Annotated in this window: 21 protein-coding genes; 17 read left to right on the top strand and 4 right to left on the bottom strand. The window is 43.2% G+C overall.

The window, feature by feature from the left end; all coding sequences use genetic code 11:
• Positions 1-43: 43 nt before the first annotated feature.
• The gene (locus AB5Z12_RS07670) at positions 44-1,159 is read left to right on the top strand and encodes a cob(I)yrinic acid a,c-diamide adenosyltransferase (protein WP_368356772.1); all 1,116 of its coding nucleotides are present in this window, start codon (positions 44-46) and stop codon (positions 1,157-1,159) included.
• 35 nt (positions 1,160-1,194) lie between these two features.
• Here AB5Z12_RS07670 and AB5Z12_RS07665 read toward each other — a convergent pair whose 3' ends face one another.
• From AB5Z12_RS07665 to AB5Z12_RS07655, 3 genes are all read right to left on the bottom strand, one after another.
• Positions 1,195-1,455, bottom strand: coding sequence for a heavy-metal-associated domain-containing protein (locus tag AB5Z12_RS07665; protein WP_148461172.1), 261 nt, complete (start codon positions 1,453-1,455; stop codon positions 1,195-1,197).
• A gap of 65 nt (positions 1,456-1,520) precedes the next feature.
• Positions 1,521-1,757 (bottom strand): hypothetical protein, encoded by a 237-nt coding sequence (locus tag AB5Z12_RS07660; RefSeq protein ID WP_118577765.1) that lies wholly within the window; start codon positions 1,755-1,757, stop codon positions 1,521-1,523.
• A 577-nt stretch (positions 1,758-2,334) separates the two neighbouring features.
• Positions 2,335-3,183: an AraC family transcriptional regulator gene (locus AB5Z12_RS07655; protein ID WP_173734868.1), complete on the bottom strand. Its 849-nt coding sequence runs from the start codon at positions 3,181-3,183 to the stop codon at positions 2,335-2,337.
• Positions 3,184-3,377: 194 nt separating this feature from the next.
• Here AB5Z12_RS07655 and AB5Z12_RS07650 point away from each other — a divergent pair, with 194 nt between their 5' ends.
• Both AB5Z12_RS07650 and AB5Z12_RS07645 read left to right on the top strand, forming a co-directional pair.
• The gene (locus AB5Z12_RS07650) at positions 3,378-5,174 is read left to right on the top strand and encodes an L-fucose isomerase (protein ID WP_118577763.1); all 1,797 of its coding nucleotides are present in this window, start codon (positions 3,378-3,380) and stop codon (positions 5,172-5,174) included.
• Between the two features lie 377 nt (positions 5,175-5,551).
• Complete coding sequence (locus tag AB5Z12_RS07645) at positions 5,552-6,754, top strand: hypothetical protein (protein ID WP_368356773.1); 1,203 nt, start codon at positions 5,552-5,554, stop codon at positions 6,752-6,754.
• Between the two features lie 62 nt (positions 6,755-6,816).
• Here the strand turns inward: AB5Z12_RS07645 and AB5Z12_RS07640 are convergent, their stop codons facing one another.
• Positions 6,817-7,260, bottom strand: a complete 444-nt coding sequence (locus tag AB5Z12_RS07640) for an RbsD/FucU family protein (protein ID WP_118577760.1) — start codon at positions 7,258-7,260, stop codon at positions 6,817-6,819.
• A gap of 257 nt (positions 7,261-7,517) precedes the next feature.
• Here AB5Z12_RS07640 and AB5Z12_RS07635 point away from each other — a divergent pair, with 257 nt between their 5' ends.
• From AB5Z12_RS07635 to AB5Z12_RS07570, 14 genes are all read left to right on the top strand, one after another.
• Complete coding sequence (locus AB5Z12_RS07635) at positions 7,518-8,366, top strand: class II fructose-bisphosphate aldolase (protein ID WP_173717930.1); 849 nt, start codon at positions 7,518-7,520, stop codon at positions 8,364-8,366.
• A gap of 11 nt (positions 8,367-8,377) precedes the next feature.
• A complete protein-coding gene (locus AB5Z12_RS07630; RefSeq protein ID WP_173734870.1) occupies positions 8,378-9,385 on the top strand; it encodes a LacI family DNA-binding transcriptional regulator in 1,008 nt (335 codons plus the stop codon).
• Positions 9,382-10,896: a xylulokinase gene (gene xylB, locus AB5Z12_RS07625; RefSeq protein WP_368356774.1), complete on the top strand. Its 1,515-nt coding sequence runs from the start codon at positions 9,382-9,384 to the stop codon at positions 10,894-10,896. Before AB5Z12_RS07630 ends, xylB begins: the two co-directional genes overlap by 4 nt.
• A gap of 14 nt (positions 10,897-10,910) precedes the next feature.
• Positions 10,911-11,960, top strand: coding sequence for a galactitol-1-phosphate 5-dehydrogenase (locus tag AB5Z12_RS07620; RefSeq protein ID WP_173770690.1), 1,050 nt, complete (start codon positions 10,911-10,913; stop codon positions 11,958-11,960).
• A gap of 4 nt (positions 11,961-11,964) precedes the next feature.
• Positions 11,965-12,894: a 1-phosphofructokinase gene (gene pfkB, locus AB5Z12_RS07615; protein ID WP_173770689.1), complete on the top strand. Its 930-nt coding sequence runs from the start codon at positions 11,965-11,967 to the stop codon at positions 12,892-12,894.
• Positions 12,895-12,982: 88 nt separating this feature from the next.
• Positions 12,983-13,993 (top strand): aldo/keto reductase, encoded by a 1,011-nt coding sequence (locus AB5Z12_RS07610; protein WP_148461182.1) that lies wholly within the window; start codon positions 12,983-12,985, stop codon positions 13,991-13,993.
• 384 nt (positions 13,994-14,377) lie between these two features.
• Positions 14,378-16,000, top strand: a complete 1,623-nt coding sequence (locus tag AB5Z12_RS07605) for a response regulator (RefSeq protein ID WP_173770688.1) — start codon at positions 14,378-14,380, stop codon at positions 15,998-16,000.
• A complete protein-coding gene (locus AB5Z12_RS07600; protein WP_368356775.1) occupies positions 15,997-17,067 on the top strand; it encodes an FAD:protein FMN transferase in 1,071 nt (356 codons plus the stop codon). The genes AB5Z12_RS07605 and AB5Z12_RS07600 overlap by 4 nt, the downstream gene beginning before the upstream one ends.
• A 117-nt stretch (positions 17,068-17,184) precedes the next feature.
• Positions 17,185-18,999 carry a sensor histidine kinase gene (locus AB5Z12_RS07595; protein WP_118577752.1) on the top strand — a complete coding sequence of 605 codons (1,815 nt, stop codon included), beginning with the start codon at positions 17,185-17,187 and terminating at the stop codon, positions 18,997-18,999.
• Complete coding sequence (locus AB5Z12_RS07590) at positions 18,986-19,981, top strand: substrate-binding domain-containing protein (RefSeq protein WP_195391730.1); 996 nt, start codon at positions 18,986-18,988, stop codon at positions 19,979-19,981. Before AB5Z12_RS07595 ends, AB5Z12_RS07590 begins: the two co-directional genes overlap by 14 nt.
• Before the next feature lie 371 nt (positions 19,982-20,352).
• Positions 20,353-21,330 (top strand): ABC transporter permease, encoded by a 978-nt coding sequence (locus AB5Z12_RS07585; protein WP_204452942.1) that lies wholly within the window; start codon positions 20,353-20,355, stop codon positions 21,328-21,330.
• A gap of 20 nt (positions 21,331-21,350) precedes the next feature.
• Positions 21,351-22,862 carry a sugar ABC transporter ATP-binding protein gene (locus AB5Z12_RS07580; RefSeq protein WP_148461187.1) on the top strand — a complete coding sequence of 504 codons (1,512 nt, stop codon included), beginning with the start codon at positions 21,351-21,353 and terminating at the stop codon, positions 22,860-22,862.
• A gap of 10 nt (positions 22,863-22,872) precedes the next feature.
• Positions 22,873-23,850 carry an ABC transporter permease gene (locus tag AB5Z12_RS07575; RefSeq protein ID WP_118577748.1) on the top strand — a complete coding sequence of 326 codons (978 nt, stop codon included), beginning with the start codon at positions 22,873-22,875 and terminating at the stop codon, positions 23,848-23,850.
• Between the two features lie 179 nt (positions 23,851-24,029).
• The gene (locus AB5Z12_RS07570) at positions 24,030-25,142 is read left to right on the top strand and encodes a substrate-binding domain-containing protein (protein WP_195409377.1); all 1,113 of its coding nucleotides are present in this window, start codon (positions 24,030-24,032) and stop codon (positions 25,140-25,142) included.
• Positions 25,143-25,400 lie beyond the last annotated feature (258 nt).

The raw sequence follows: 25,400 nt of genomic DNA, 5'->3' as shown, positions 1-25,400 counted from the left end.
AAATCCATTTTGCCGGATGGGTAAAATGTCAGGAGAAAGTCGTATGAGTATTTATACAAAGAATGGTGACAAGGGAACTACCAATCTTGTCCATTCGAAAAACGTTTCCAAAGCGGATGACCGAATCCAGCTGGAGGGAACCATAGATGAACTTTCCTGCCATATTGGAGTGTTGAAAACCATGATCAGAGATGGAGATACCATCCGTTTCCTGGAAAAGATCCAGGAAAATCTGACCAGAATTGATGCAGGAGTGGCAGATCCATATAATAGAGAGTATAAGATCAATGATGACAAGACAGAGTTTTTAGAGGAAGAGATTGACCGTTTGACGGGGCTTTTTCATATGCCGAAGGAGTCCTCATTACCTGGGGCTTGTCGCTTGTCTGCTGAGATTGATGTGACTTGGGCTGTGGCCAGAAGAGCGGAGCGTGATCTTGCCGCTGTAAGTGTAAAGTTTGGTTCTGACACAGGAAGCAAGAAATATATGAACCGTCTGGCCGACTATCTGTATGTGCTTGCACGCTACGAAGAAGCGGAGGCAGCAGGTCAGAAGACGGGAACGTCAAAGCTTGTAGAAACTGACGCATCTTCTGAAAATACGGAACTACATGCAAGTGGAACTGAGAAAGTGGCAGGAGGAAGCGTGAGCGTGGATACGAAAGTTGAAAATTCTCTCATATCTGGTACCTCTGATTCTGTAGACGAAGCTGTAATTCAGGCAGTACTGCGCCGCATGGGTATGCAGAATAAGATTACACTGGATGGAGCGAAGAAACTGATCGGGAAAATCGAACAGGAAGCCCTTCGCCGCGGTAAGAAAGCGGTGATTGCAGTTTGTGGTCCGGAAGGAAATCCAATTGCCGTTCATGTAATGGACGGGGCATTTCTGGTAAGCTTTGATGTCGCTTTGAAAAAAGCTTATACTTCTGTTGCGGTGAAGATGTCCACCATGGAATTATCTAAACTGGCTCAGCCAGGCGGAACCTTTTATGGCGTAGATAAGATGGATGGTGGAAAAATCGTGATTTTCGGAGGCGGCGTGCCGCTGAAATCCGGAGATACGATTATCGGAGGTCTTGGTATAAGCGGAGGCACAGGAGAGGAAGATCACAGCCTGGCAGAATATGCATTGTCCGTATTACCGGAAATATTGTAGTTGGAATATAGTACAAGGATTATGACAGGGAAAGGCTATTTCTTTAGGAAAGAGAAAAAGCCTTTCTTTTTTTCGTATGGAGCTTTTGAGACAGAAAGCAGTTTATAACCCGTTTTATCAATAGTCTCTTTCAGTTTTGCTTCATCAAGATCATTTTCTGTAAGGATAACCGTCTCTCCTTTTGTATGGGACGAGGTGACTTTTTTTACAGAAAAGTTATTACGAATACTTTCGTTAATGTGGGATTCACACATTCCACACATCATTCCGTCTATTTTTAATGTAATCTGCTGCATAATTTAATCTCCCTTTTTTAATAGATTTGCCATAAATGTCCTGGCGGTATGTTTTCAAACACGCTCTAAGCTGTGTAATCAAATTTCACAAAGGACAGCTCGCAGTTTGCAATACGGCTGCAGATATTTACTGCTGAATACATTACCACGGAAAATTCTCCGTCAATAGTATCCACATGAAGATAACGTCCGTCAGCGGAGATTCTGGCGTGTTTCACATCGCCTCGCTCTGTCAGTTCTTTTATGATTTCATTTGCCAGGTCTTCCGTAACAGTTTTTGATAAATGATAACATCTTCCCATGATTCAACAGCTTCCTTTCGTCATACTTATGTTAGTTGCTTCTAATTGAAAATATTATAGCACGTTTCAGAAAAAAGAAAACTTCAGTTACAGATAAAATTTATCATTTAAGTGTCGAATTATGTGAGAATTTTACGACCGAATTTCGTTGTAATGGCAACCGGCTTTTGTTAGAATAAAAGAAACGAAAGAGAAAAACAATTTCTGATTTTCTGCGGCGTTCTGCAGCAGTATGTGCGGACAGTTTTCTGCCATGGGCTAATCTGCCTGATCAGCAGCAATTCCATCATCCGGTTACTTGAAAACCTGCTACATAAGGGTCCTGGAATAAGAGACCATTCTGGAAAAATGGCATATATAGCGAAAACAAGAATAAGCTATGGCTTTTTTCGAGTCTTAACAGCAAAAGAAAACGCATAAAATGCGTCAACGTAGCCTGTAAAAAATACAGGAATGATTCTCTGTCGTTTTTCTTACGACGAAAAAAATCACATCTTTAGCATATCTGAGAAATAATAGAAAAAGAAGTCAATTCTTTTTTTGTGGGCGGGCATCCGGCCAATGCTCGCCCTCCTAATCAGCTTTTCTTATATTTTCCTGGTGTAGTTCCTTTGTATTTTTTAAATGTACGTATAAAATAGCTCAGATCATTAAATCCATTTCGATATGCAATATCTGTAATAGAATCATCGGTTGTGGAGATTTCATAGCAGGCTCTCTCAATGCGCTGCCTGTTCAGATAATCCATGGGAGTCTGATGGGTCATTTCGGAGAAAAAACGGCAAAAGTATTTGGGTGACATGGATACGGAGGCCGAAAGCTGTTTTAGTGTCAGAGCCCCCGTATAGTTGTGCTCAATGAAATCAAGTACCTGTTTCAGCTGTAAAATTCTCTTATAATCACGTCTTGCGCGTGTTATACTTTCAAGATAGTAATGATTACTAAAAATAATGCCGAAAAAGTGGTAAAATTGTCCAATTACAGTGAGCTCGTAGCCAGGTTCTCTTTTCCAAAGAGAATCAAAAAGACTGTTTATTGTATTGCAGATTTCTATATGCTTTGGTGTAAAATGATGATAGATCAGAATTTCCTGATGAATAATCTTCTGCATATATCCTGCACAAACAGAATTATTTTTGAGGAAAACATTTCCGTCGAAAACAATGCACTGATAAAGACAATTATCAGGAATTCCACTGTGAAGAATTCCACTATGTACAAAAATGATGTCTCCAGCTGTTGCAATGAAACTTTTTTCGTCTAAAGTGACAGTGAGAGAGCCCTCAAGAATACGAATGATTTCATATTCTACATGCCAGTGATAGGACATTACATAGCGCGGATGAGCCTGATCAATATGATGAAATTCAAAAGGAAAATCATATGTTCCCCTTAAACGGTCTTCATTATGGTCCAGATCCTGCAAAATAAATTCCTCCTTAAGTTAATTTGATGGATTTTTTACAAAATGATCAAAAAAGTGAATATTATACTATTTTTTGCCATTATATCACAAGTAATTACGGTTTGGCAATTGTATACTATGAACTATAGGAAACAGGGAGGTTTTTTAGTGAAACCTCTTAAAAAAGAATATATTTATTATGGAGGTAATGAATCATGGCAAAGAGCAGATTAGTAGGCAGCTATCCGGTTATCGGTATCAGACCAACAATCGACGGACGTAGAGGAGCACTCGATGTCAGAGGATCTCTTGAAGAGCAGACAATGAATATGGCTAAATCCGCTGCGAAACTTTTTGAAGAAAACCTGAGATATTCCAACGGTGAGCCTGTTAAAGTTGTTATCGCTGATACAACAATCGGACGTGTAGGTGAAAGTGCTGCATGTGCTGACAAATTCCGTAAAGAAGGCGTAGACATCACACTTACTGTTACACCGTGCTGGTGCTATGGCGCAGAGACAATGGATATGGATCCTCAGACAATCAAAGCTGTATGGGGCTTCAACGGAACAGAAAGACCAGGAGCAGTTTACCTTGCATCCGTTCTTGCTACACATGCACAGAAAGGTCTTCCGGCATTCGGTATCTATGGACATGATGTTCAGGAAGCTGATGACACATCTATCCCGGCAGACGTTGAAGAGAAATTACTCAGATTCGGACGTGCAGCAGTTGCAGCTGCTTCCATGAGAGGCAAATCCTATCTGCAGATCGGTTCCGTTACAATGGGTATCGGCGGATCTATCATTGATTCCGATTTCATCGAATCCTATCTTGGAATGCGTGTTGAATCCGTTGATGAGGTAGAAATCATCCGTCGTATGACAGAAGGCATCTACGATCACGCAGAATTTGAGAAAGCTCTCAAATGGGCGAAAGAGACCTGTAAGATTGGTTGGGACAAGAACCCTGAAGAACTGCAGTTCTCCCCAGAGAAGAAAGAAGAGCAGTTTGAGTTCGTAGTTAAAATGGCAGTTATCATCAAAGAGCTGATGAACGGCTGCGATAACCTTGATCCTGCATTCTCCGAGGAAGCAATCGGACACAACGCTCTGGCAGCTGGTTTCCAGGGACAGAGACAGTGGACAGATTTCTATCCAAACGGTGACTTTGCAGAAGCTATGCTGAACACATCCTTCGACTGGAACGGAGCTCGTGAGCCATACATCCTCGCTACAGAGAATGACGTTCTCAACGGACTTGGAATGATGTTCATGAAACTTCTTACAAACAGAGCTCAGATCTTCGCTGATGTTCGTACATACTGGAGCCCAGAGGCTGTTAAGAAAGCTACAGGATATGATCTTGAAGGCGTAGCTAAAGAAGCTGGCGGATTCCTTCACCTGATCAACTCCGGTGCTGCTTGCCTTGACGCTAACGGCGAAGCTAAAGATGAAAACGGCAATGCTGTTATGAAACAGTGGTGGGATATCACAGAAGAAGACCAGAAAGCTATCATGGAAAACACTGAATGGTGTATGGCTGACAACGGATACTTCCGTGGAGGCGGATACTCCAGCCGTTATGAAACAAAAGCTCAGATGCCTGCAACAATGATCCGTTTGAACCTTGTTAAAGGACTTGGACCGGTTCTGCAGATTGCTGAAGGATGGACAGTTGCTCTTCCAGCAGAAGTATCTGACAAACTTTGGAAACGTACAGACTACACATGGCCATGTACATGGTTTGCTCCAAGATGCGATGGCAAAGAGGGACCGTTCAAGACAGCTTATGATGTAATGAACAACTGGGGAGCTAACCACGGTGCTATCTCCTACGGACATATCGGAGCTGACTTGATCACAATGTGCTCTATGCTTCGTATCCCGGTATCTATGCATAACGTTCCGGAGAAAGATATCTATCGTCCGGCAGCATGGAATGCATTTGGAATGGATAAAGAGGGTGCAGACTTCAGAGCTTGCAAGAACTATGGACCTCTTTATAAATAATTAGCTTTTTATAATTTAACTGCTTTCTTTCACTCCCCCAGGACAATGAAGGAAAGCTGAGAGAGCGGGACTTTTGTCTCGCTCTTTTATTGTCTGGGGCTCTTTATCGGACATACATTCGCATGATTTCACGCCCGGATTCCCGATTTTTCTGTGAAATTGTTTATAAAAACACCTCGCGGAACATTACCGGTGAATAGTAACTGTTGCTGTAAAATAATGGGAAAATATGAGAAAAATGGTTGCAAGTTTTTCCTGGTGTGTTACAATGAAAAGCAGAAAAATGGTTACTGCTCATTCCGTTCACAAAATACCTCGCGGAATGTTATCAGTAAACAGTAACGAAAAATGTATACAAGAGGGAAAAGAGGATATATATGAAGAAAAAGCTGGGAATGTTGCTGGCTGTGCTTCTTACTTTTTGCATGACTGTGGGAGTTTTTGCAGATGCAGGAAAGACACAGCAGGTTGATTATAAAACAGATTACTATATGATTGTAGAATCGCCTGATGGCGGTGTTGACATGTATTCAGAGGCAGATGCTTCCAGCCCGAAGCTGAATGATGAGCTGATTCCTAATGGAACTGCGATCCATGTAGAAGGAGAGACCACAGATGAAGCTGGAAAGGTATGGGTATATGCTCAGCTTCATGGCATGTTTGGTTTCCTGGAAGAGAATTATCTGAAGCCGGCTACTCTTGCCGAGGCAGTGGCATCAGAGCTTGTTTTATACGGAAGCAAGGATGCGAATTACAGTATTACAGTCAATGCTAAGGAAGACGGTTCCGTTTGCCTGTATAAAGGACCTGGAAAAAAGTACGGCACAGTTTCCGGAGGCTGTAATATAGCGAATGGTGAGAAGTTATATATTGATACAGAAGTAGATACTGGTAAAGATGGTATCTGGGGACACACAGAGGCTGGTGATGTTTCTGGCTGGGTAAATATTGCAGAAGCCACCAATACGGAAGAGAGTACAGTAGAACTTGTTCCTGAAACTGAGAAAGAAGCGGAAGACGGTTCCCAATCTGTTCAGGCTGGAGAGAATACTTCTGAAGTTGGAAAAGCAGGTACCGAAGGCAAAGATATCGGTGATGCGGAGGCAGAGCTAACAGGCACTCCTACCCCGAAGCCTGAGAAGACAAGTACTCCTACTCCGAAGCCAACCGAGACGAGTACTCCTGTACCAGAACCTACTAAGAAAGCAACTGCAGCTTCAGAACCGACTGAGACAAGTACGCCTGCCCCGGAGCCAACTGAGACAAGTACGCCTACCCCGGAGCCGACTGAGACGAGCACGCCTGCCCCGGAGCCAACTGAGACAAGTACGCCTACCCCGGAGCCGACTGAGACAAGTACGCCTATCCCGGAGCCAAGTGAGACTATTGCGCCTACAGAAGAGGCAGCAGTAACAACTGCTCCTTCAGAAAGTGCAGAACAGGAAGCGTCCAGCGAAAATGTGGAGAGCACAGATAAAGGAATGAATTCTGTTATCTGGATTCTGGTTGTAGTTATTATCATTGGCATCGCAGTGGTAATCTGGCTCCTTAAGAAAAAAGGAAAAAATAGTGAATCATAATAAACATGAATAATAAAAGCTCCGCCGGGAATCCGACGGAGCTTTTTAGCTGAAATAAAAAATTATTTGTTGATAACAACACCTTTCTGAAGCATAACGTTTGCGTAAACAGCTTTCTCACCTGTAGCGATAATACAATATGCTTTCTTTGCCTCTTCATAAAATGCGAAACGCTCGATATTTCCAACTGCCTCGGCGCCACGTTCATCATGTTTGGAAACAATCTCTTTGTATGTATCCCAGATTGGAGTTTTTACCGGATCGCCAGGCATAACTTCCATCAGGGTAACTGGTTTCTCTACATAAGAATCAAGAGGGATAACAGTAAGGATAGCGTCCAGAAGTTCTGGAACTCCATGTCCGTCGCAGCGAACAACAATTGCATCTTTACCCATTGATTCTACTGGGAAGTTGCCGTCCGCGATAACGATGCGGTCGCTGTGTCCCATCTCGCATAAAACTTTTAAAAGCTGTGGTGAAAGTATTTCTGGAATTCCTTTTAACATAATATATTCTCCCTTCGTTCTTTCTCAGAAATCTGGCACAGTAATCTATAAAAACTGATACCGGTTCCGAAAGTATTCTACTCTATAAGTTACCTTTCTTTGCTGGATTTTTCAAGGTAAAATTTTACGCAAAAAGATGAAATATTTACTGTTGACAGAAATTTGGAAAAGAGTTAATATGAACTAAAACAGAAACGTTTCGGTTTCTTGAAAACAGAAGATTCACGGCCTGTATCAGCAGGCAGAAGGAGGAGAATATGCCACTTGTTACATCTAAGGAAATGTTGTTGAAAGCTCAGCAGGGCGGTTACGCAGTGGGTGCATTTAATGCAGAGAATATGGAGATGGTGAAAGCTATCATTCAGGCAGCTGAGGAGTTGAAAGCACCTGTTATGATCCAGACTACTCCATCTACTATTAAATATGGCACTCTTGAGACCTATCAGGCAATCGTTGCAGCAGAAGCTGCAAAGGCTTCCGTTCCGGTTTGCCTGCACCTTGACCACGGCAGTAGCTTTGATCTCGCCATGAAGGCTCTGAAGGCTGGATATACTTCCGTGATGATTGACGGTTCTAAGCTGGATTATGAAGGAAACATTGAGGTGAGCAAGAAGGTGGCTGACGTAGCAGCTTCTATGGGAATCCCATGCGAGGCAGAACTTGGTAAGGTAGGTGGTAAGGAAGACGACCTGGTTGCAGTTGCAGATACCAATACCGATCCACAGGAAGCCAGAGAATTTGTAGAGCGCACCGGCGTTACTTCTCTTGCGGTAGCAATCGGCACAGCACATGGCTTCTATGTGGGAACTCCTGTTCTTGATAAGGAGCGTTTAAGTGAAATTCGTGAAGTTGTAGATATTCCTCTGGTTCTTCATGGCGCTTCCGGCCTTAGCGATGAGGATGTTATGGATTGCGTAAAGAGAGGAATCTGTAAGGTTAATTTTGCCACCGAGCTTCGTGCAGCATACTCCAAGGCTGTCAGAGAGACACTTGAGGATGAGAAGGTATTTGATCCTAAGGCATATGGCAAGGCTGGAATTGCAGCTGTGAAAGAGCTTGTAATGGCCCGTATGAAAGTTTGCGGCTGTGACGGAAAGGCTGAGTAAGAGGCTGATTTATGGCAGCGACGATGAAAGATATTGCCAGACGGACAGGACTTGGTCTGGCAACGATTTCCTCTTATTTCAATGGGGGGAATGTAAGAGAGAAGAACCGTATCAAGATCGAAGAAGCCATCGAAGAATTACATTACGAAGTAAATGAAGTTGCCCGCGGTCTGAAGACCAATGCGACCAAGACAGTGGGGGTTGTGATTCCAGAGCTGAACAATGTTTTCTGCGCAGAAATCATCAGTGGAATGGAGGATATCCTCCGAAGCCATGGATATGCAGCGATTGTCTGTGACTGCAGAACAGATAAGAAGCTTGAAAAAGAAGCAGTGGATTTCCTTACCCGGAAACGTGTGGATGGAATTATCAATATGCCGGTAGATATGACTGGAGCCCATCTGAATGAATTTCAGAAAACAGGTAAACCCATTGTGCTTATCGACCGTATGATCCAGGGAATATCCTGCGACTGTGTGCTGGTGGATAATGTAAATGCAGCTGAGAAGGCTGTTGGCATGCTGGTAGAAGAACAGCATCAGAAGATTGGTCTGATCGGTGGACCGGATGAGGTATTCACTGCCAGACAGCGTATGTTAGGATATATGAAAGCACTTAAGGCTCATGGAATTGCGGTTGATGAAAAGCTGATCTGTCATGGTGATTACACGATCCAGGGAGGGGTTCAGGCAGTAGAAGAGCTGGTGAAAGAGAATCCGGATATGACAGCTGTTTTTGTGACGAACTATGAGATGACTATGGGGGCAGTGATCGGGCTTAACGAGATGGGGGTATCCATGCCAGAGGAGATTTCCCTGGTGGGATTTGACAATCTGCCTTTTGCCCGTGCATGCAGACCTGCACTTACCATTGTTTCACAGCCCACAGAGAAAATTGCAAGGGAAACAGCACAGATCATGCTGGAACGGCTTGAAGGAAGAGATGAGCTTCCTGACCATATTGTACGGAAACTTCAGACTGATATTTTTATGGGGAAATCCATAAGGAGACAAGGATGAGCAAAGACTATTTATTAGGAATTGATATTGGAACCAGCGCGTGCAAGGTTGCCATATTTAACAAGAACGGAAAGGTGATGGCTTCCGCCAATGGGGATTACCCTGTTTATTATCCTCATGAGGGATGGGCGCAGCAGAAGCCGGATGAATGGTGGCATGCGGTTTGCGGCGCTATTTGCGAATGCCTGGAGACGGGTAATATTTCAGGAGAGCAGATTGCCGGAGTGGGAATTGATGGGCAGAGCTGGTCGGCTATTGCCATTGACCATGAGGGAAATGTTCTGACAGATACACCTATCTGGATGGATACAAGAGCCCAGGAAATCTGCGACAGACTCAATAATGAAATCGGCAGTGAGAATATTTTCAATGTTGCAGGTAATTCTCTTCAGCCTTCTTATACCACAGCGAAGATTCTCTGGTATAAGGAGAATATGCCTGAAGTATATAATAAGATTTACAAGATCCTTCAATCAAACAGCTTTATTGCTTACAGACTGACTGGTGCCATCACACAGGATCTTTCACAGGGATATGGCCTGCATTGCTTTGATATGCGTACTGGTACCTGGGATGAAGTGATGTGTGAGAAACTGGGAATTCCTGTGGATTTTCTTCCGGAGATTGTTACGTGCGATAAGGTAGTGGGAACTGTGACGGAAGAGGCGGCAGCCCAGAGTGGACTGACTGTCGGAACTCCTGTAGTGGCCGGCGGTCTGGATGCAGCCTGTGGGACACTTGGTGCAGGTGTGATCCATCCGGGGGAGACCCAGGAGCAGGGTGGACAGGCTGGTGGCATGAGCATCTGCACAGATACATACAAAGCAGATCCAAGTCTGATCTTAGGATATCACGTAGTGCCAGGCAAGTGGCTTCTTCAGGGAGGAACTACCGGAGGCGGCGGTGTCATGCGCTGGTTTGAGAGAGAATTTGCAGCTTATGAGAGGAGCCGCAAGGCGGATACCGGGAAATCCTCTCTGGAACAACTGAATGAAATTGCCGAGGCAGTACCAGCCGGAAGTGAAGGCGTTGTGTTCCTTCCATATATGTCCGGGGAGAGATCCCCTGTCTGGAATCCATACGCCAAAGGCGTTTTCTATGGACTTGATTTTGCTAAGACCAAGGGACACATGGTAAGAGCCTGTATGGAGGGCGTAGCATTTTCCCTGCGCCATAATCTGGAGGTGGCTGAAGCAGCAGGTGCTAAAGCAGAAGTTCTTCGTGCTATGGGAGGTTCAGCCAATTCCCTTCTCTGGACTCAGATTAAGGCTGATGTGACAGGCAAGGCAGTGGTGGTCCCTGCTTCCGATACAGCAACCACATTAGGTGCTGCAATCCTGGCTGGCGTAGGAGTTGGATTTTATAAAGATTACGAGGAAGCGGTTTCCATGACAGTGAAAGAGACAAGACGCCATGAGCCCAATCCTGAGAATAAAGAAGTTTATAATAAGACATACCGTACATATAGGGATTTATATGAATCTCTGAAAGCTATGATGGTACGGAAGTAAGGAGGTATTTCAAGATGAAAGCAGCAGTTGTAGTTGCAAACGAGGATGTACAGTACCAGGAAATCGAAGAACCGCAGGCAAAACCAGGCTGGGTAAAGATTAAAGTAAAAGCTTCCGGCATTTGTGGCTCTGATGTTCCGCGAGTATTGAATCATGGTGTTCATTTTTATCCTATCGTTCTTGGACATGAGTTTTCTGGTGATGTAGTAGAAGTTGGCGAAGGGGTCACTAAGGTGAAAGTTGGCGACCGCGTTTCCGGGGCTCCGCTTCTTCCGTGCATGAAGTGTGATGATTGTCAGAATGGAAACTTCTCCTTATGTAAGCATTACAGTTTTATCGGTTCCAGGCAGCAGGGAAGTAATGCGGATTATGTAGTAATTCCAGAGCAGAATGCGATTCCTTTTGATCCGTCTATTTCCTATGAACAGGGTGCAATGTTCGAGCCATCCACAGTTGCTCTTCATGGACTCCTTCAGAATGATTATCAGGGCGGTCGCTGCGTAGCGATTTTAGGATGTGGAACAATTGGCATATTCACAATGCAGTGGGCAAAGATCTTTGGTTCCAAGAAGGTTGTCGTATTTGATATTAGTGAGGAACGCCTGGATCTTGCCATGAGAATGGGCGCAGATGCAGTTATCAATACAACCAAAGAGAATTATATGGAAGAGGCTATGGCAATTACCGGTGGTAAGGGCTATGAATATGTGTTTGAAACAGCCGGACAGGTTCCCACTATGCATATGGCATTTGAACTTGCTGCGAATAAGGCACACGTATGCTTCATTGGAACACCTCATGCAGATCTTACGTTTACACCAAAGCAGTGGGAGAATATGAATCGTAAAGAATTCAAACTTACAGGCTCCTGGATGTCTTATAGTTCCCCGTTTCCAGGCAAAGAGTGGGATCTTACAGCTCATTATTTTGCAACCGGTCAGCTGAAATTTGATCCGGGATTTATTTATCGCAAAATGCCAATGAGTCAGGCTCAGGAAGCATTCCAGCTCTATAAGACGCCTGGTCTTGTAAAGGGGAAGATTCTTCTGGTGAATGAGGATTGAGCATATGATACTGACAGTAACATTAAATGCAGCTATTGATAAGCGGTATGTGGTAAATAACTTTAAGACCGGAGAAGTAAATCGTGTAAAGGAATGTACTTATGTTCCTGGTGGAAAAGGTCTGAATGTATCCAAGCCGGCTTCAATTTACGGAGCAGAGGTGACTGCTACAGGCTTTGTAGGTGGTTATGCAGGAGCTTATATTGAGAATGCATTGAAGCCGTTTGGTATTAAAAGTGCTTTTTATCATGTAGCTGCAGAGAGCAGATCCTGTATTAATATCTGGGATGAGGTTAATAAAGTACAGACAGAATTTCTGGAGCCGGGGTTTACCCTTACAGAAGAGGATTTTGCCGGATTTGAGGAAAAATTCCGTAATCTTGTAAAAGAAGCGAAAGTAGTTGCAATGTCAGGAAGTGTTCCGAAAGGACTTGACGGAACTGCTTATCAGCGTCTTATAAAGATTGTAAAAGAGGCAGGAATTCCGGTTATTCTGGATACCAGCGGCAAACTTCTTGAAATGGGAATTGAAGCAGCACCTACTATGATCAAGCCCAATATTGATGAAATCCGCATGCTCACAGGTAAGAATTGTGATGATATCCAGGATATTATAGATGCGGCGAAAGAGATTCATGCAAAAGGTGTGGAAATCGTAGCTGTTTCCCTGGGAGCTGACGGTTCTCTTGCAGTAGGAAATGAAGGGATTTTCCGTGCACTGGTTCCGAGAATAAATGCAGTGAACACAGTTGGGTGTGGAGATTCTATGATCGCAGGATTCGCACTGGGGTTATCCAGGGGACTTTCACTTCCTGAGACAATGAAACTGGCAAGTGCTATTTCAGCGTCAGCAGCCATGCGCGAGGAGACTGGATTTTTTGTGATGGAAGATATGGAGAAACTGCTTCCACAGATTGAGGTTACTAAATTATAAGAAAATGTAGTAAAAGATATTAAGCGAAAGTAAATTGCGTTGTAATTGAAATCTATAGTGCAAACGAAATGTTAAGGAGGATAAGAAAATGACAATGATCGATCCGGCAATTGTTCCGCAGAGAACACTTTATACTGGCGCTAAGATGCCAGTTGTTGGAATGGGCACTTTTGGAAGTGACCATGCAGATGCAGATGCAGTTTCTGCTTCTGTTGCAGGTGCACTTCGTGTAGGTTACCGTTCTTTTGACTGTGCTGCATGTTACGGAAATGAAGATATGATCGGAAAGATCTTCGCAGATGCATTTGCAGAAGGCATTGTAAAAAGAGAAGAACTTTTTATTGCATCCAAAGTATGGAACGATATGCATGGCGACGGAGATGTACTGATTGCCTGTGCGAAGACCTTAAAGGATCTGAAGCTTGACTATCTGGATATGTATTATGTTCACTGGCCATTCCCGAACTATCATGCACCGCATTGTGATGTGGATTCCAGAAATCCTGATTCCAAACCGTTCACAGTAGAGCGTTTTATGAAAACCTGGCGCCAGATGGAGCGCCTGGTAGATATGGGTCTGACGAAACATATCGGTATGTCTAATATGACAATTCCGAAACTGGAGGCAGTACTTCCACTTTGCAGAATTAAACCAGCTGCGATCGAGATGGAGCTTCATCCATGCTTCCAGCAGCCGGAGCTGTTTGATTATTGCAGAGCGCATGGTATTGAAGTGGTAGGATTCTGCCCAATTGGTTCTCCTGAGCGTCCGGAACGTGATAAGATGCCAGAAGATATTGCGGATATTGAACTGCCAGAGCTGAAAGCAATTGCAGCGGCACATGGTGTTCATCCGGCAGTTATCTGCATTAAATGGGCTGTACAGAGAGGTGCTTCCCCAATTCCATTCTCTTTGAAAGAGAAGAATTACACCATGAACCTGAAATGTGTCACGGAAGATCCTCTGACAGAAGAAGAGATGGAAACCATCCGTTCCCTTGATAAGAATAACCGTCTGATCAAAGGCCATGTATTCCTGTGGGAAGGTGCAAAGGACTGGCACGATCTCTGGGATGAGGATGGAGTGATCGTAAAATAATGGTTATAATTTCAAAGCTTCTTTAAATATCTTACACAGCAGAAAAGCTGCAGGGTTTATAATTCTTATAACTTTGCAGCTTTTTTGTTACCAGTAAACAGTAACAGTGTTTGTTACTGTTCACTGGTAACGTTCCGCGAGGTGTTTTTTGTGAACAAAGTTCACAGAAAACCCGAGAATTGCGGCGCGAAGCGCGTTACTGTGAACGGAGTAAACAGTAACCAATGTTTTTTAAACAAACTCTGGAATTGTTTGTTTAGTTTGCATGATTTTATGGTATGTGATAATATAATATTTAGCCGAAATTAATAGAATACCATGTGCAAACAGGCGCAGGGGAGCCGATGAGGTACATGCTGTGTATAGAAAGGGAAAGCGAAAACTATGTATCGAATTTTACTTGTAGATGATGAGATCCTGGTACGTGACGCCATAAAGGAGAATATTGACTGGAAGTCCATGGATTGCCAGCTTGTAGGAGACTGCGAAAACGGAAAGCAGGCAGCAGATTTTGTGAAGAGCCATCCGGTAGATATTGTTCTCACAGATATTTTGATGCCGTATATGGATGGAATGGAACTGAGCCATTTTCTGCATGATAATTACCCGGAGATCGTAATTGTGATCTTCAGTGGCTTCGGGGAATTTGAATATGCAAAGAAAGCAATTCAGTATAATGTAAGCGAATACATGCTGAAGCCGGTAACTGCTATGGAGCTCAGAGAAGTTATTGGCAAAATGAAAGAAAAAGTAGATCTGCAGAGAAAAGAAAAGAAGAAAATAGAATCCCTCACAAAGACATCTCAGGATTATCACAAAAATGCTCTGGTGATTCGTTCGAAAGCGATTGAATCTCTGGTAAGCTGTACGCGGGATGTGCAGGAGAGCCTGGAGGAATTGTCTGGAATGGGAATTAATCTGGAGGCAGCATCTTATCGGGTTGCGTTATTTGACATGGATCTGTTTTCCGATATTCATCAGATTGATATGGAAAAACGCCAGGAGAGCGCATTAATGGCTTTTGTTTTATTTAATGTTGCAGATGAGATCGTGACAGATCGTAATGCAGGAATTGCCTATCAGGAAGGAAATAACCGGGTGTGTATCCTCTTTATGGGAAACCGCAGCAGGGAGTTTTCCAGAGAAATACAGGAAATCTGTCAGGAAATCCAGAAAAAAGTAAAAGAAGTGATCGGCATTGAAGCTTCAGCAGGAATTGGGGGCTGGGTAAGGAATCCCGGAGATACGATCCAGTCTCATAACCAGGCTGAGAAGGCTATTGAACTGCGCTATTTACTGGGCGGAAATCTGCTCATTGATACAGAAACACTGAATCCGGAGAGAAGTATTTCTTTGCAGCAGCCATTAAGCGATATGGTAGATGGAATCAAGAAAGGCAATGAAGCTGAGATGAATCAGGCTCTTTCTGTTATGAAATCTGAGATCAAAAAGGCCAGAGTGGATAAAAGTCAGGCCTGTGTCTGCCTTCAGATGATTCTGCGCCATGCAGGAAGCTGCTGGGAAGCTCTTTCTTCTGAGAATGAAGATCTGTTCCACAAAAGAGAAATTCTCATGGGACGGGTAACCGAACAGAAAACTTTTAAGGAAGCTTTTAAAATGGCAGAGGACTATGTTCACGAGGTATTCGAAAGGTGCTCTTCCCTGAACAGCTCCAGCGGGCAGAAGCAGGCGGTACTTGCTATGGAATATATTCGCCAGCATTACAATGAGCCGGAATTAGGATTGAATGATATCTGCTCCTATCTGAATATTGGTACAAGCTATTTCAGTACTATTTTTAAGGAAGCCACAGGAGGCACTTTCCTGGAATTCCTCAGTAAGACCCGTATGGAAAAGGCAAAGGAACTCCTGGAACAGACTGCACTTAAGAACTATGAGATTGCGGAGAAGGTGGGCTTTTCAGATCCCCATTATTTTGGAATTTCTTTTAAGAAAATGACAGGTAAGACTCCTACCGAGTATGCAAGGGAAAAAAGATCCATATGAAAAGAAAAGTACTGACGGCAGCCGGCATTTGTATTGGAATTTTGATTTTTACAGAAGGAACCAGGTATTTTGTTCAGAATCAGAAATGCCAGAAGCAGCTGTTTGCGATGGACACCTATATGGAGTTTACCGCATATGGTAAAAACAATGAAAAAGCTGTAGATGCAGCTATAGAAGAAGTACAGAAACTGGATGCGATGTTATCAGCAGAAAACAGTAAAAGTGAAGTATATGCTTTAAACGAACAGGGAAATCTGCAGGCAACAGATGATCTGGCAGAGCTGATCCTCCGGGGAAAAGAGATTTATCAGGAGACAGACGGACTTTTTGACGATACTATTTATCCGGTGATGAAGCTATGGGGATTCCCTACAGGCAATTATCATGTGCCTACAGCTGCAGAAGTACAAAAAAAACTGGCACTGGTGGATGGAAATAAAGTAGAAATACAGACCCGGGACTCTGATGAAAAGGGTAGGGACAGCAAAGAAAAAACAAAGTTTGTAACGCTTGGAGCAGATCAGCAGATTGATTTTGGAGGAATTGCAAAAGGATATACAGGTCAGAAGCTGGCAGAGCTTTTTCAGGAATATGGCGTTTCTTCCGCATTGGTTTCTCTTGGAGGAAACATTCAGGCGATAGGGACGAAGCCAGACGGCAGCAGCTGGAAAGTGGGAATACGTGATCCAAAAGGCGGACAGCAGGATTATATTGGTGTTTTATTTGTGGAAAATCAGGCCGTAGTTACTTCTGGCGGTTATGAGCGGTATTTTGAAGAAGATGGGAAGACCTATATTCATATCATCAATCCCAGGACAGGATATCCGGCAGATGGAGATCTGCTGTCTGTGACAATCGTATCAAGGGATGGTACACTTGCAGATGGAATGTCCACGGCTCTTTATATCATGGGTTATGAGAAAGCTTGTCAATTCTGGCGGCAGCACAGGGAAGAATTCAATGTGATCCTGGTAACAGATGATGGGAAGATTCATATTTCAGAGAATCTTAAGGAAAATTTTCAGACAGAATGTGATCTGGAAATGATTGAATCCGGAAGTGAATAATTGCAGCTATAAAAGAGTTGTTGACAGCAGGTGAATTATTTCTGCAGAAATCAGTAATGAAAGGTATGAAAAATAAAAAGTTGAAATGAATGAGAAAAATGCAAGGGAGAGCAGCCTATGAATGAAAACAAAAGAGAGCGAAAATTTCTTAAAGGCTTTAAAAGTATTCAAAGCACTATATTTGTGGCTGTTTCTGCTCTGGTTCTCTGTGCGGTGCTTGCAGCGACTGCAGTATCAGTAAGATATACGAATTCTACAGTTTATGAGAACTCTGCCATTTATACCCAGACAATTATACATCAGCTGAATCAGAATGTTGATTCGTATATTACATATATGGATAATATTGCCTCAGTTATTGCAAAAAGCCAGGATGCGTATCAGCTATTGTACCAGCGCATCGGTGAGGATGAGGCTGTAAAAGAAGGACACAGGAAACGTCTCCTGGAACAATTTAGTACGATACTGAAAGGCCGTGATGACATCTGCAACATTGGAATCGTGCAAAAAGATGGAGTTATGCTTATAAACAGCGGATATCAGGCCACCAATCCGGATCTGGATCTTTCCACTCAGGAGTGGTACACCAATGCGGTAGATAACTACAATCAGTATTGTCTCAGTTCTTCCCATGTCCAGCATGTGATCAAGGGGCAGCGTCCGTGGGTGATTACTTTAAGCCGCGAAGTCCACAATTTCTATGGCACGGGAAACAGTGACGGTGTTGTATTTATTGATTTGAATTACAGCGCCATCAGTGAGCTCTGCGACCAGAACAGCATTGGGGATAAGGGATATGTATTTATTCTGGATCAGAATGGAAACATCGTTTATCATCCAAGCCAGCAGCAGCTGTATAATGAGCTTCAGACGGAGAACATTGATATTGTTATGAATGCCGACACAGATACGGTAGTAACAGGAGAGGGAGATGACGAAAAAATCTATACACTTGCCCGCTCTGAGATAACTGGCTGGACGATTGTTGGCTGCATGAATATGGCAGAGCTTTTAAAGAGCAGTAAAGAGGCCAATAACATATATGTAATGACGGCCATTGTACTGGTTGTGATCGCCATGCTTATTTCCAGCTTTATTGCCAGAAGCATAACTCTTCCGATTCAGAAGCTTCGTGATTCTATGGAAAGGGTTCAGGAAGGAGATTTCAAGGCAGCAGATGATCTGGTTATACCTTCCCAGAATGAAATTGGAAGTCTTACCACATCATTCAATGTGATGACCCATAAGATTGAAGATTTGATGGCACAGAATGTCCACGAACAGGAACTGAAGCGAAAGAGTGAACTGAAAGCTCTTCAGTCCCAGATCAATCCCCACTTTCTTTATAATACGCTGGATTCCATTATCTGGATGGCAGAAGGAAAGAAATATGAAGATGTAGTACTGATGACCGCTTCTTTGGCACGGCTTTTGCGGCAAAGTATCAGCAACGAAGATGAAACGGTCCTCATCGGCCAGGAAATCCAGTATGTAAAGAGTTATCTCACCATTCAGAAAATGCGCTATAAGGATAAACTGGAATTTGAGATCAATGTGGATCCATCTATTAACAGTGTGCATATAGTGAAACTTGTACTTCAGCCAATTGTGGAAAATGCAATTTATCATGGTCTTAAATATAAGGAATCAAAAGGGATGCTTACTGTTAACGGATACCAGAAAGATGGAAATGCAGTTATCGAAATAGCAGATGACGGTGTGGGAATGGATGAGGAGACCCTGAACCGGATTTTTGAGAAGCATAAAGTCAATTATCGTTCTAATGGTGTCGGTGTATACAACGTTCAAAGACGTCTCAGTATGTACTATGGAAAGGAATATGGTCTGAGCTATAAAAGTGAAAAAGGAAAAGGTACGACTGTTACAGTGGTAATTCCGATCGAGCAGGAGGAACATCATGAAAAAGCGTAAACAATGGCTTATGCTTGTATGCATAGCGCTGGCGGTGTGTCTGGTTTCCGGAGGAATGCTTTATATTCGTCAAAAAAATAATAACAAAAAGTGGTCATTAATTTACATACCGAAAACAGAGGATGGAACCAATGACTTCTGGACCTCCCTGATTTCCGGGACAAGAATGGCGGCGCAGGAATGCGGTGCAGAACTGGAAGTGCTGGCACCGGAGAGAGAACAGGATGTGGAGGTACAGAATAAACTTCTGGAAGAGGCCATTGAGAAAAATCCGGATGCAATATTATTTTCCCCTTCCAGCTTTGATGCTTCCGATGAATTATTGCAGAAGGCAAAAGATAAGGGAATCAAGATCACATTTATAGATTCCTATACAGAAAGCAATATTCAGGATATGACAGTTGCCACAGATAACCTGGAAGCAGGAAAGCAACTGGGGGAATATGCCAGAACTTTTTTAAATAAGGATTCTCAGATTGCAATTGTAAGCCATGTAAAAGGTGTTTCCACCGCAATCGAAAGAGAACAGGGCTTTCGGGAAGGTCTGGGGGATTATAATAAGAATGTTGTAGACGTAGTATATTGTAATTCCCAGTTTGATAAGGCTTCCCAGCTTACAGAAGAACTGATGGAGAAATATCCGAATCTTGAAATGATTGCAGGAATGAATGAATATTCCTCTGTAGGCGCAGCACGGGCGGTACAGAAGCATGATATGGAAGACCAAATCCAGGTAGTGGGGGTAGACAGCTCCCAGGAAGCAGTTCAGCTTATGGAAAAGGGTGTCTTCAAGGGAATTGTTGTGCAGAAAGCGTTTAAGATGGGCTATCTGGGTGTAACGGAGACTGTGCGTATGCTGCAGGGCAAACCTTACGATGAGAATGTAAATTCCGGCTGTCAGCTTGTAACTCCGGAGAATATGTATTCCAGCGAAATCGAAAAGCTGATCTTCCCATTTAATACCATAAAACAGACTTTGTAGCTGTTCTGTATCTTCACAGCTGCACGTTTTGCGGAAGAGTTACCCGATTTATGCTGTACCAGATCTTTTTAATATACTCTGTCAGATAAAATGAGACCTCAGGTTCGATCCTTTTGCGTTTCTTACGTATGAAAAGGATTGAATTTGAGGTTTTTTGATTTTACATGGTAAAGTGTTAGTGCATATTTCACATAAAAGGTTAAAAATTTATGACCATACCGTAAATATTTAACCTTTTTCTGGAAAATATTCTATTACAATTGTGCAGAATTCAAGGTATTATATAGAAAACGCAGAGAGTGCAAAAAGTTATTGCTCAGGAAGAGTGAGATAAACCTGGACAATAACAAAAAATCAAGGAGGGTGAAAAGTTGGAAAAGTTAAAACAAAATCCAATTGTGAAAAAGCTCGGCCTGAACAGAATCATGCTTGTCTGTATTCTTGTTCTTATGTTCGTAGTTTTCAAGGTAGTACTCGGAAGTAAATTCCCTGTTGGCGACAGTATCAAATCTACTTTGAACTATGTATACTTCCTGGGCTTTTTATCACTTGGAGTAACATTTGTAATTGCTACGGGAGGAATTGATTTCTCCATCGGACCGGTTATGTTCTGCTGTGCACTGGTTTCCGGTTACTGCATGACTTCTTATGGAGTTCCTTGTGCAGCTGCCATGGTTCTGTGTGTGCTCATCGGTCTTGCATTTGGTATATTTAATGGATGGCTGGTTTCTTATATGTCAGTTCCGCCATTTATCGTATCCATGGCTTCCATGAACATTGCAAAAGGTATTGCTTCTGTATTTACCAAGACACAGTCAGTCAGCTGGCCGCAGAGTTCTGATCCGGTAAACGGATGGTTCCGTAATATCACATCTTATAATGGATTCCCGGTTGGTCTTGTGATCTTCCTTGGAATGGCAGTGGTTTGCGGTATTGTTCTTTACAATACAAAGCCAGGACGTTATATCCTTTGTCTTGGATCTAACAGCGAGGCAGTTCGTCTTTCTGGTGTCAACACCAGAAAATGGAGAATGCTTGCATATGTGATCTGTGGATTCCTGGTAGGAATCGGAGCACTGTTCTTTGTAGCTACTTATACAACCGTTCAGCCAGGATATGGCGATCAGTATAACAACGAGGCAATTGCAGGCTGCGTAATGGGTGGTACATCCATGGTTGGTGGACTTGCTTCCATCGGCGGTACTGTAATCGGTGTATTTATCATCTCTCTTCTTCAGCAGGGAATCATGGCATTTGGTCTTGGTAAAGGACAGCAGATGATTATTACAGGTATCATTGTTATTGTAGCAGTTTACGCTGACGTTTCTGCAAGACGCAGAAAGAACTGATCATAAGGGAGGATTCGACAATGGGTGAAGTTATTTTAACTATGAAGGATATTGATAAGTCCTTTCCTGGAGTTCATGCCCTGGATCATGTTAATTTCGAAGTGAAACGCGGTGAAGTACATGCACTTATGGGAGAGAACGGAGCCGGAAAGTCCACACTGATGAAGGTGCTTACCGGTATTTACCAGAAGGATTCCGGAACAATTACATATAAAGGCAAAGAGACAGAATTTCACAATACCCGTGAAGCTCAGGATGCCGGAGTGGTGATCGTACATCAGGAATTAAATATGATCGGAGATCTTACTGTTGCACAGAATATCTTTATCGGACGTGAACCGAAGAAGGGAATCCGTGTAGATGATAAGAAGATGATCGAAGATTCCAGGAAATTATTTCAGGATCTGAATATTGAGATCGATCCGAGAGAAAAAATGAGTAATCTTACTGTTGGTAAGCAGCAGATGTGTGAGATTGCAAAGGCTATTTCCCACAAAGCTGAGGTGATCATTTTTGATGAGCCGTCAGCTGCTCTTACTGAGAAGGAGATTGCGGATTTATTTGAAATCATCAAAGACCTTCGTAAGAAGAATCTTGGTATTGTATACATCTCACACCGTATGGATGAGATCAAGGTCATCACAGACCGTGTAACTGTCATGCGAGATGGTGGCTATGTTGGAACCCTGATCACAGCAGACAGTACAAAAGAAGATATTATCAACATGATGGTTGGTCGTGTTATTTACGAAGATCCGAAGGATCATAGCATGGTTGCACCAGATGCCCCGGTTGTTTTGAAGGTAGAGCATCTGAATGCAGGCAAGATGGTTCAGGATGTAAGCTTCGAGCTTCGTAAAGGTGAAATCCTTGGCTTCTCAGGACTGATGGGAGCAGGACGTACCGAGACAGCCAGAGCACTGTTTGGGGCAGATCCGAAACAGAGCGGTAAGATTTCCATTATGGGTAAAGATGGACAGCTCCATGAAGTAACCATCAACAGCCCACAGGATGCTGTTAAATATGGTATCGGTTATCTGTCTGAGGACAGAAGAAGATATGGAGTTGTTGTTCAGAAATCTGTAACAGAGAACACAACTCTGGCTACCATGGAAGAATATTGCAACGGTTTATTCATCAACAAAGCCAAAGAGAAAAAAGTTACAGAGAGATATGTGAAAGAGCTTGCAACCAAGACTCCTTCTACAGACCAGCTGGTAGTGAATCTTTCCGGTGGTAACCAGCAGAAGGTAGTTATTGCAAAATGGCTTACCCGTGACAGTGAGATCCTGATCTTCGATGAGCCTACAAGAGGTATCGACGTTGGTGCGAAGAACGAGATCTACAAGTTAATGAGCAAGCTTGCAGCAGAAGGAAAATCTATTATTATGATTTCCTCTGAAATGACCGAGATTCTCCGAATGAGTGACCGAATCATCGTTATGTGTGAAGGTAAGGTAACAGGAAATATTGATATTTCTGAAGCTACACAGGAACACATCATGAATAAGGCGACACGGAATATCGATTAAGGAGGACGTCATGACTAAGAAGAAAAAAAGTATTTTAAGTGATCAGAGATTTATTGTTTTGCTGGTTATCATTGCACTGTCTGCTGTTTTCTCCTTTATGAGTAAGGAGTTCAGACAGTACACCACAATCCTGAGTATGCTGGATTTCTCATATTATGACCTTCTGATGGCAATCGGTGTTACATTCCCGCTTATCACAGGCGGTGTAGACCTGTCAATCGGAACTGGTATGGTATGTTACGCATTGATCGGCGGAACACTTGTAAGAAGCAACAATGTTCCAGTAGTAGTAGCAATGCTGCTCTGTGTAGTGCTTGGAATTGCAATCGGCGCATTGAACGGTGTTCTCATTGGTATCATGAACCTGCCGCCATTCCTTGCTACTCTTTGTACCTGTATGATTACCCGTGGTGCTGGTTCTCTTTGCAGTGCTACACCATGGCCAACACTGAATCAGCCAGGCGGATGGTTCCATTCCATCTTTAAACTGACAATCGGACAGGGAAGAAGCGCTTCCCGTTACCCGCTCGGTTTCCTTTGGATGATCCTTCTGGTAATCCTGATGGAGTTCGTTCTGAATCATACAAAATTCGGACGTTACACCATCGCAATCGGTTCCAACAAAGAAGCAGCAGCTCTTTCCGGAATCAATGTTAAGTTTTACCATGTAATGGTATACGTAGTTTGCGGTCTGTTTACCGGACTTGCAGCTATCGCATACGCAGCAGTAACTCCTACTGTACAGCCTGGTACTGGTGCCGGACTTGAGATGGACGCAATCGGTGGTGTATTCGTTGGTGGTGTTGCAGCTTCCGGTGGTTATGGATCTGTAGTAGGAACTCTGGTAGGTATTTTCGTAATCATGCTGTTAAAGACCGGTCTTCCATATGTCGGTCTGCAGGCAAACTGGCAGCAGATCATCACAGGTGTTGTATTGATCGTTGCAGTATTGATCGATATCCTGAAAGAGAAAAAAAGTGCACACTAATAACTGAAACATACAGGCTGGCTTACAGACAGTCAGCCTGAAGAAAAGCAGAATTCTGTTTATAAGCAGAACAGCTGGTAAACAGTAACAATTTCATAACGGATGTGAAGCGTCGGAGAGTGTAGCGACGTATCATCATAAAAAACTATATAATTTTTATTTCAAGGAGGAAGTAGTAAATGAAAGCAAAGAAAGTTATGGCATTAGTACTCTGTGCAGCAATGGTATCTGGTTTAGCAGCAACAACTGTTATGGCAGCTCCGGAAGATCAGTTTGAAGGACTTACAGCTAACGAAGCTTATGAATTCCCTATGATGGTTAAATCTTTCCAGGCTACATACTGGGAAGCAGCTATGAAAGGTATGGACAAAGCAGCTGAAGAATTAGGTGTTACCTATACAGCACAGGGACCAAACAGTGAGTCCGATATCGCTGACCAGGTTAACATGATCAATACAGCTATCGCAGCTAATCCTGTTGGATTAGGACTTGCAGCTTGCGATACATCTTCTGTTCAGGAAGCTCTTCAGACATGTGTTGACAAAGGAATCCCGGTTGTTACATTTGATACAGGTATCGCTGATGCTCCGGAAGGATCTGTAGTTTGCGAAGTCTGCACAGACAACAATCAGGCTGGTTCTGTAGCAGCTGAGAACATGTATCCGGCAATCAAAGACGTTATCGCTAATGCTGACGGACAGGTTATCATCGGTGAGGTTAACCAGGATGCTACAGGTCTTAACATCCAGCAGCGTGGTACAGGATTCATCAATAAGATGATCGAGCTGATTAAAGCTGATGGAAAAACAGTAGCAGTTAAAGGTAATGAGTTCTATGTAAACGCAGCAGAAGGTGCTGACGCTGAAGAAGCTGACGCAGACGTTGTTATCCAGGTTGCAGTTCCGGCACAGACAACTGTAGAGCTTTGCTCCACAGAGGCTCAGGCTATCCTTTCCCAGGAAAACTGTATCGCAATTTTCGGTTCCAACCAGGTTGCAGCAGAGGGTGTTCTTGCAGCTAACGCTAACCTGAACGTTCTTGGTTCTGACGCAGCTAACGGCGACGTTATCGGTGTTGGTTTCGACGCTGGTTCTATCATTAAAGCAGCTGTAACAGATGGCACATTCCTTGGTGCAGTTACACAGTCTCCTCTGATGATGGGATATTATGCAATCTACGCTCTGACAGCAGCTGCTAACGGAGCTGAGCTTGAGGATGTTCCTACAGCTGGTTACTGGTATGATTCTACAAACATCGACGCTGAAGACATCGCTCCAAACCTTTATGACTAATTAAAAAGTAAAGAGACGATACAACGTCCAATGTTTGCAGGTTTATAAACTGTGAATGAAACAGACCCCTGGGGCATTGCCCCGGGGGTTTTCTGGGTGAAAGAGGAATTATTGCAGCACGGAAAATATTGTCACTATCTTCCAGATACTTTATGTGAGAGGATTTTTGTGAATATAGTGGACAGAACATTCTGTTTGCAAATAAGGACACTTTTTTAGACAAACAAGGTTCTTATTTATTGATGAATATTATAGTAC

It is taken from the genome of Ruminococcus sp. RTP21358st1_G6_RTP21358_211008 (genome assembly GCF_040908885.1).
GTDB lineage: Bacteria > Bacillota > Clostridia > Lachnospirales > Lachnospiraceae > Blautia_A > Blautia_A faecis.
This window is presented reverse-complemented; position numbering and strand designations above follow the sequence as displayed.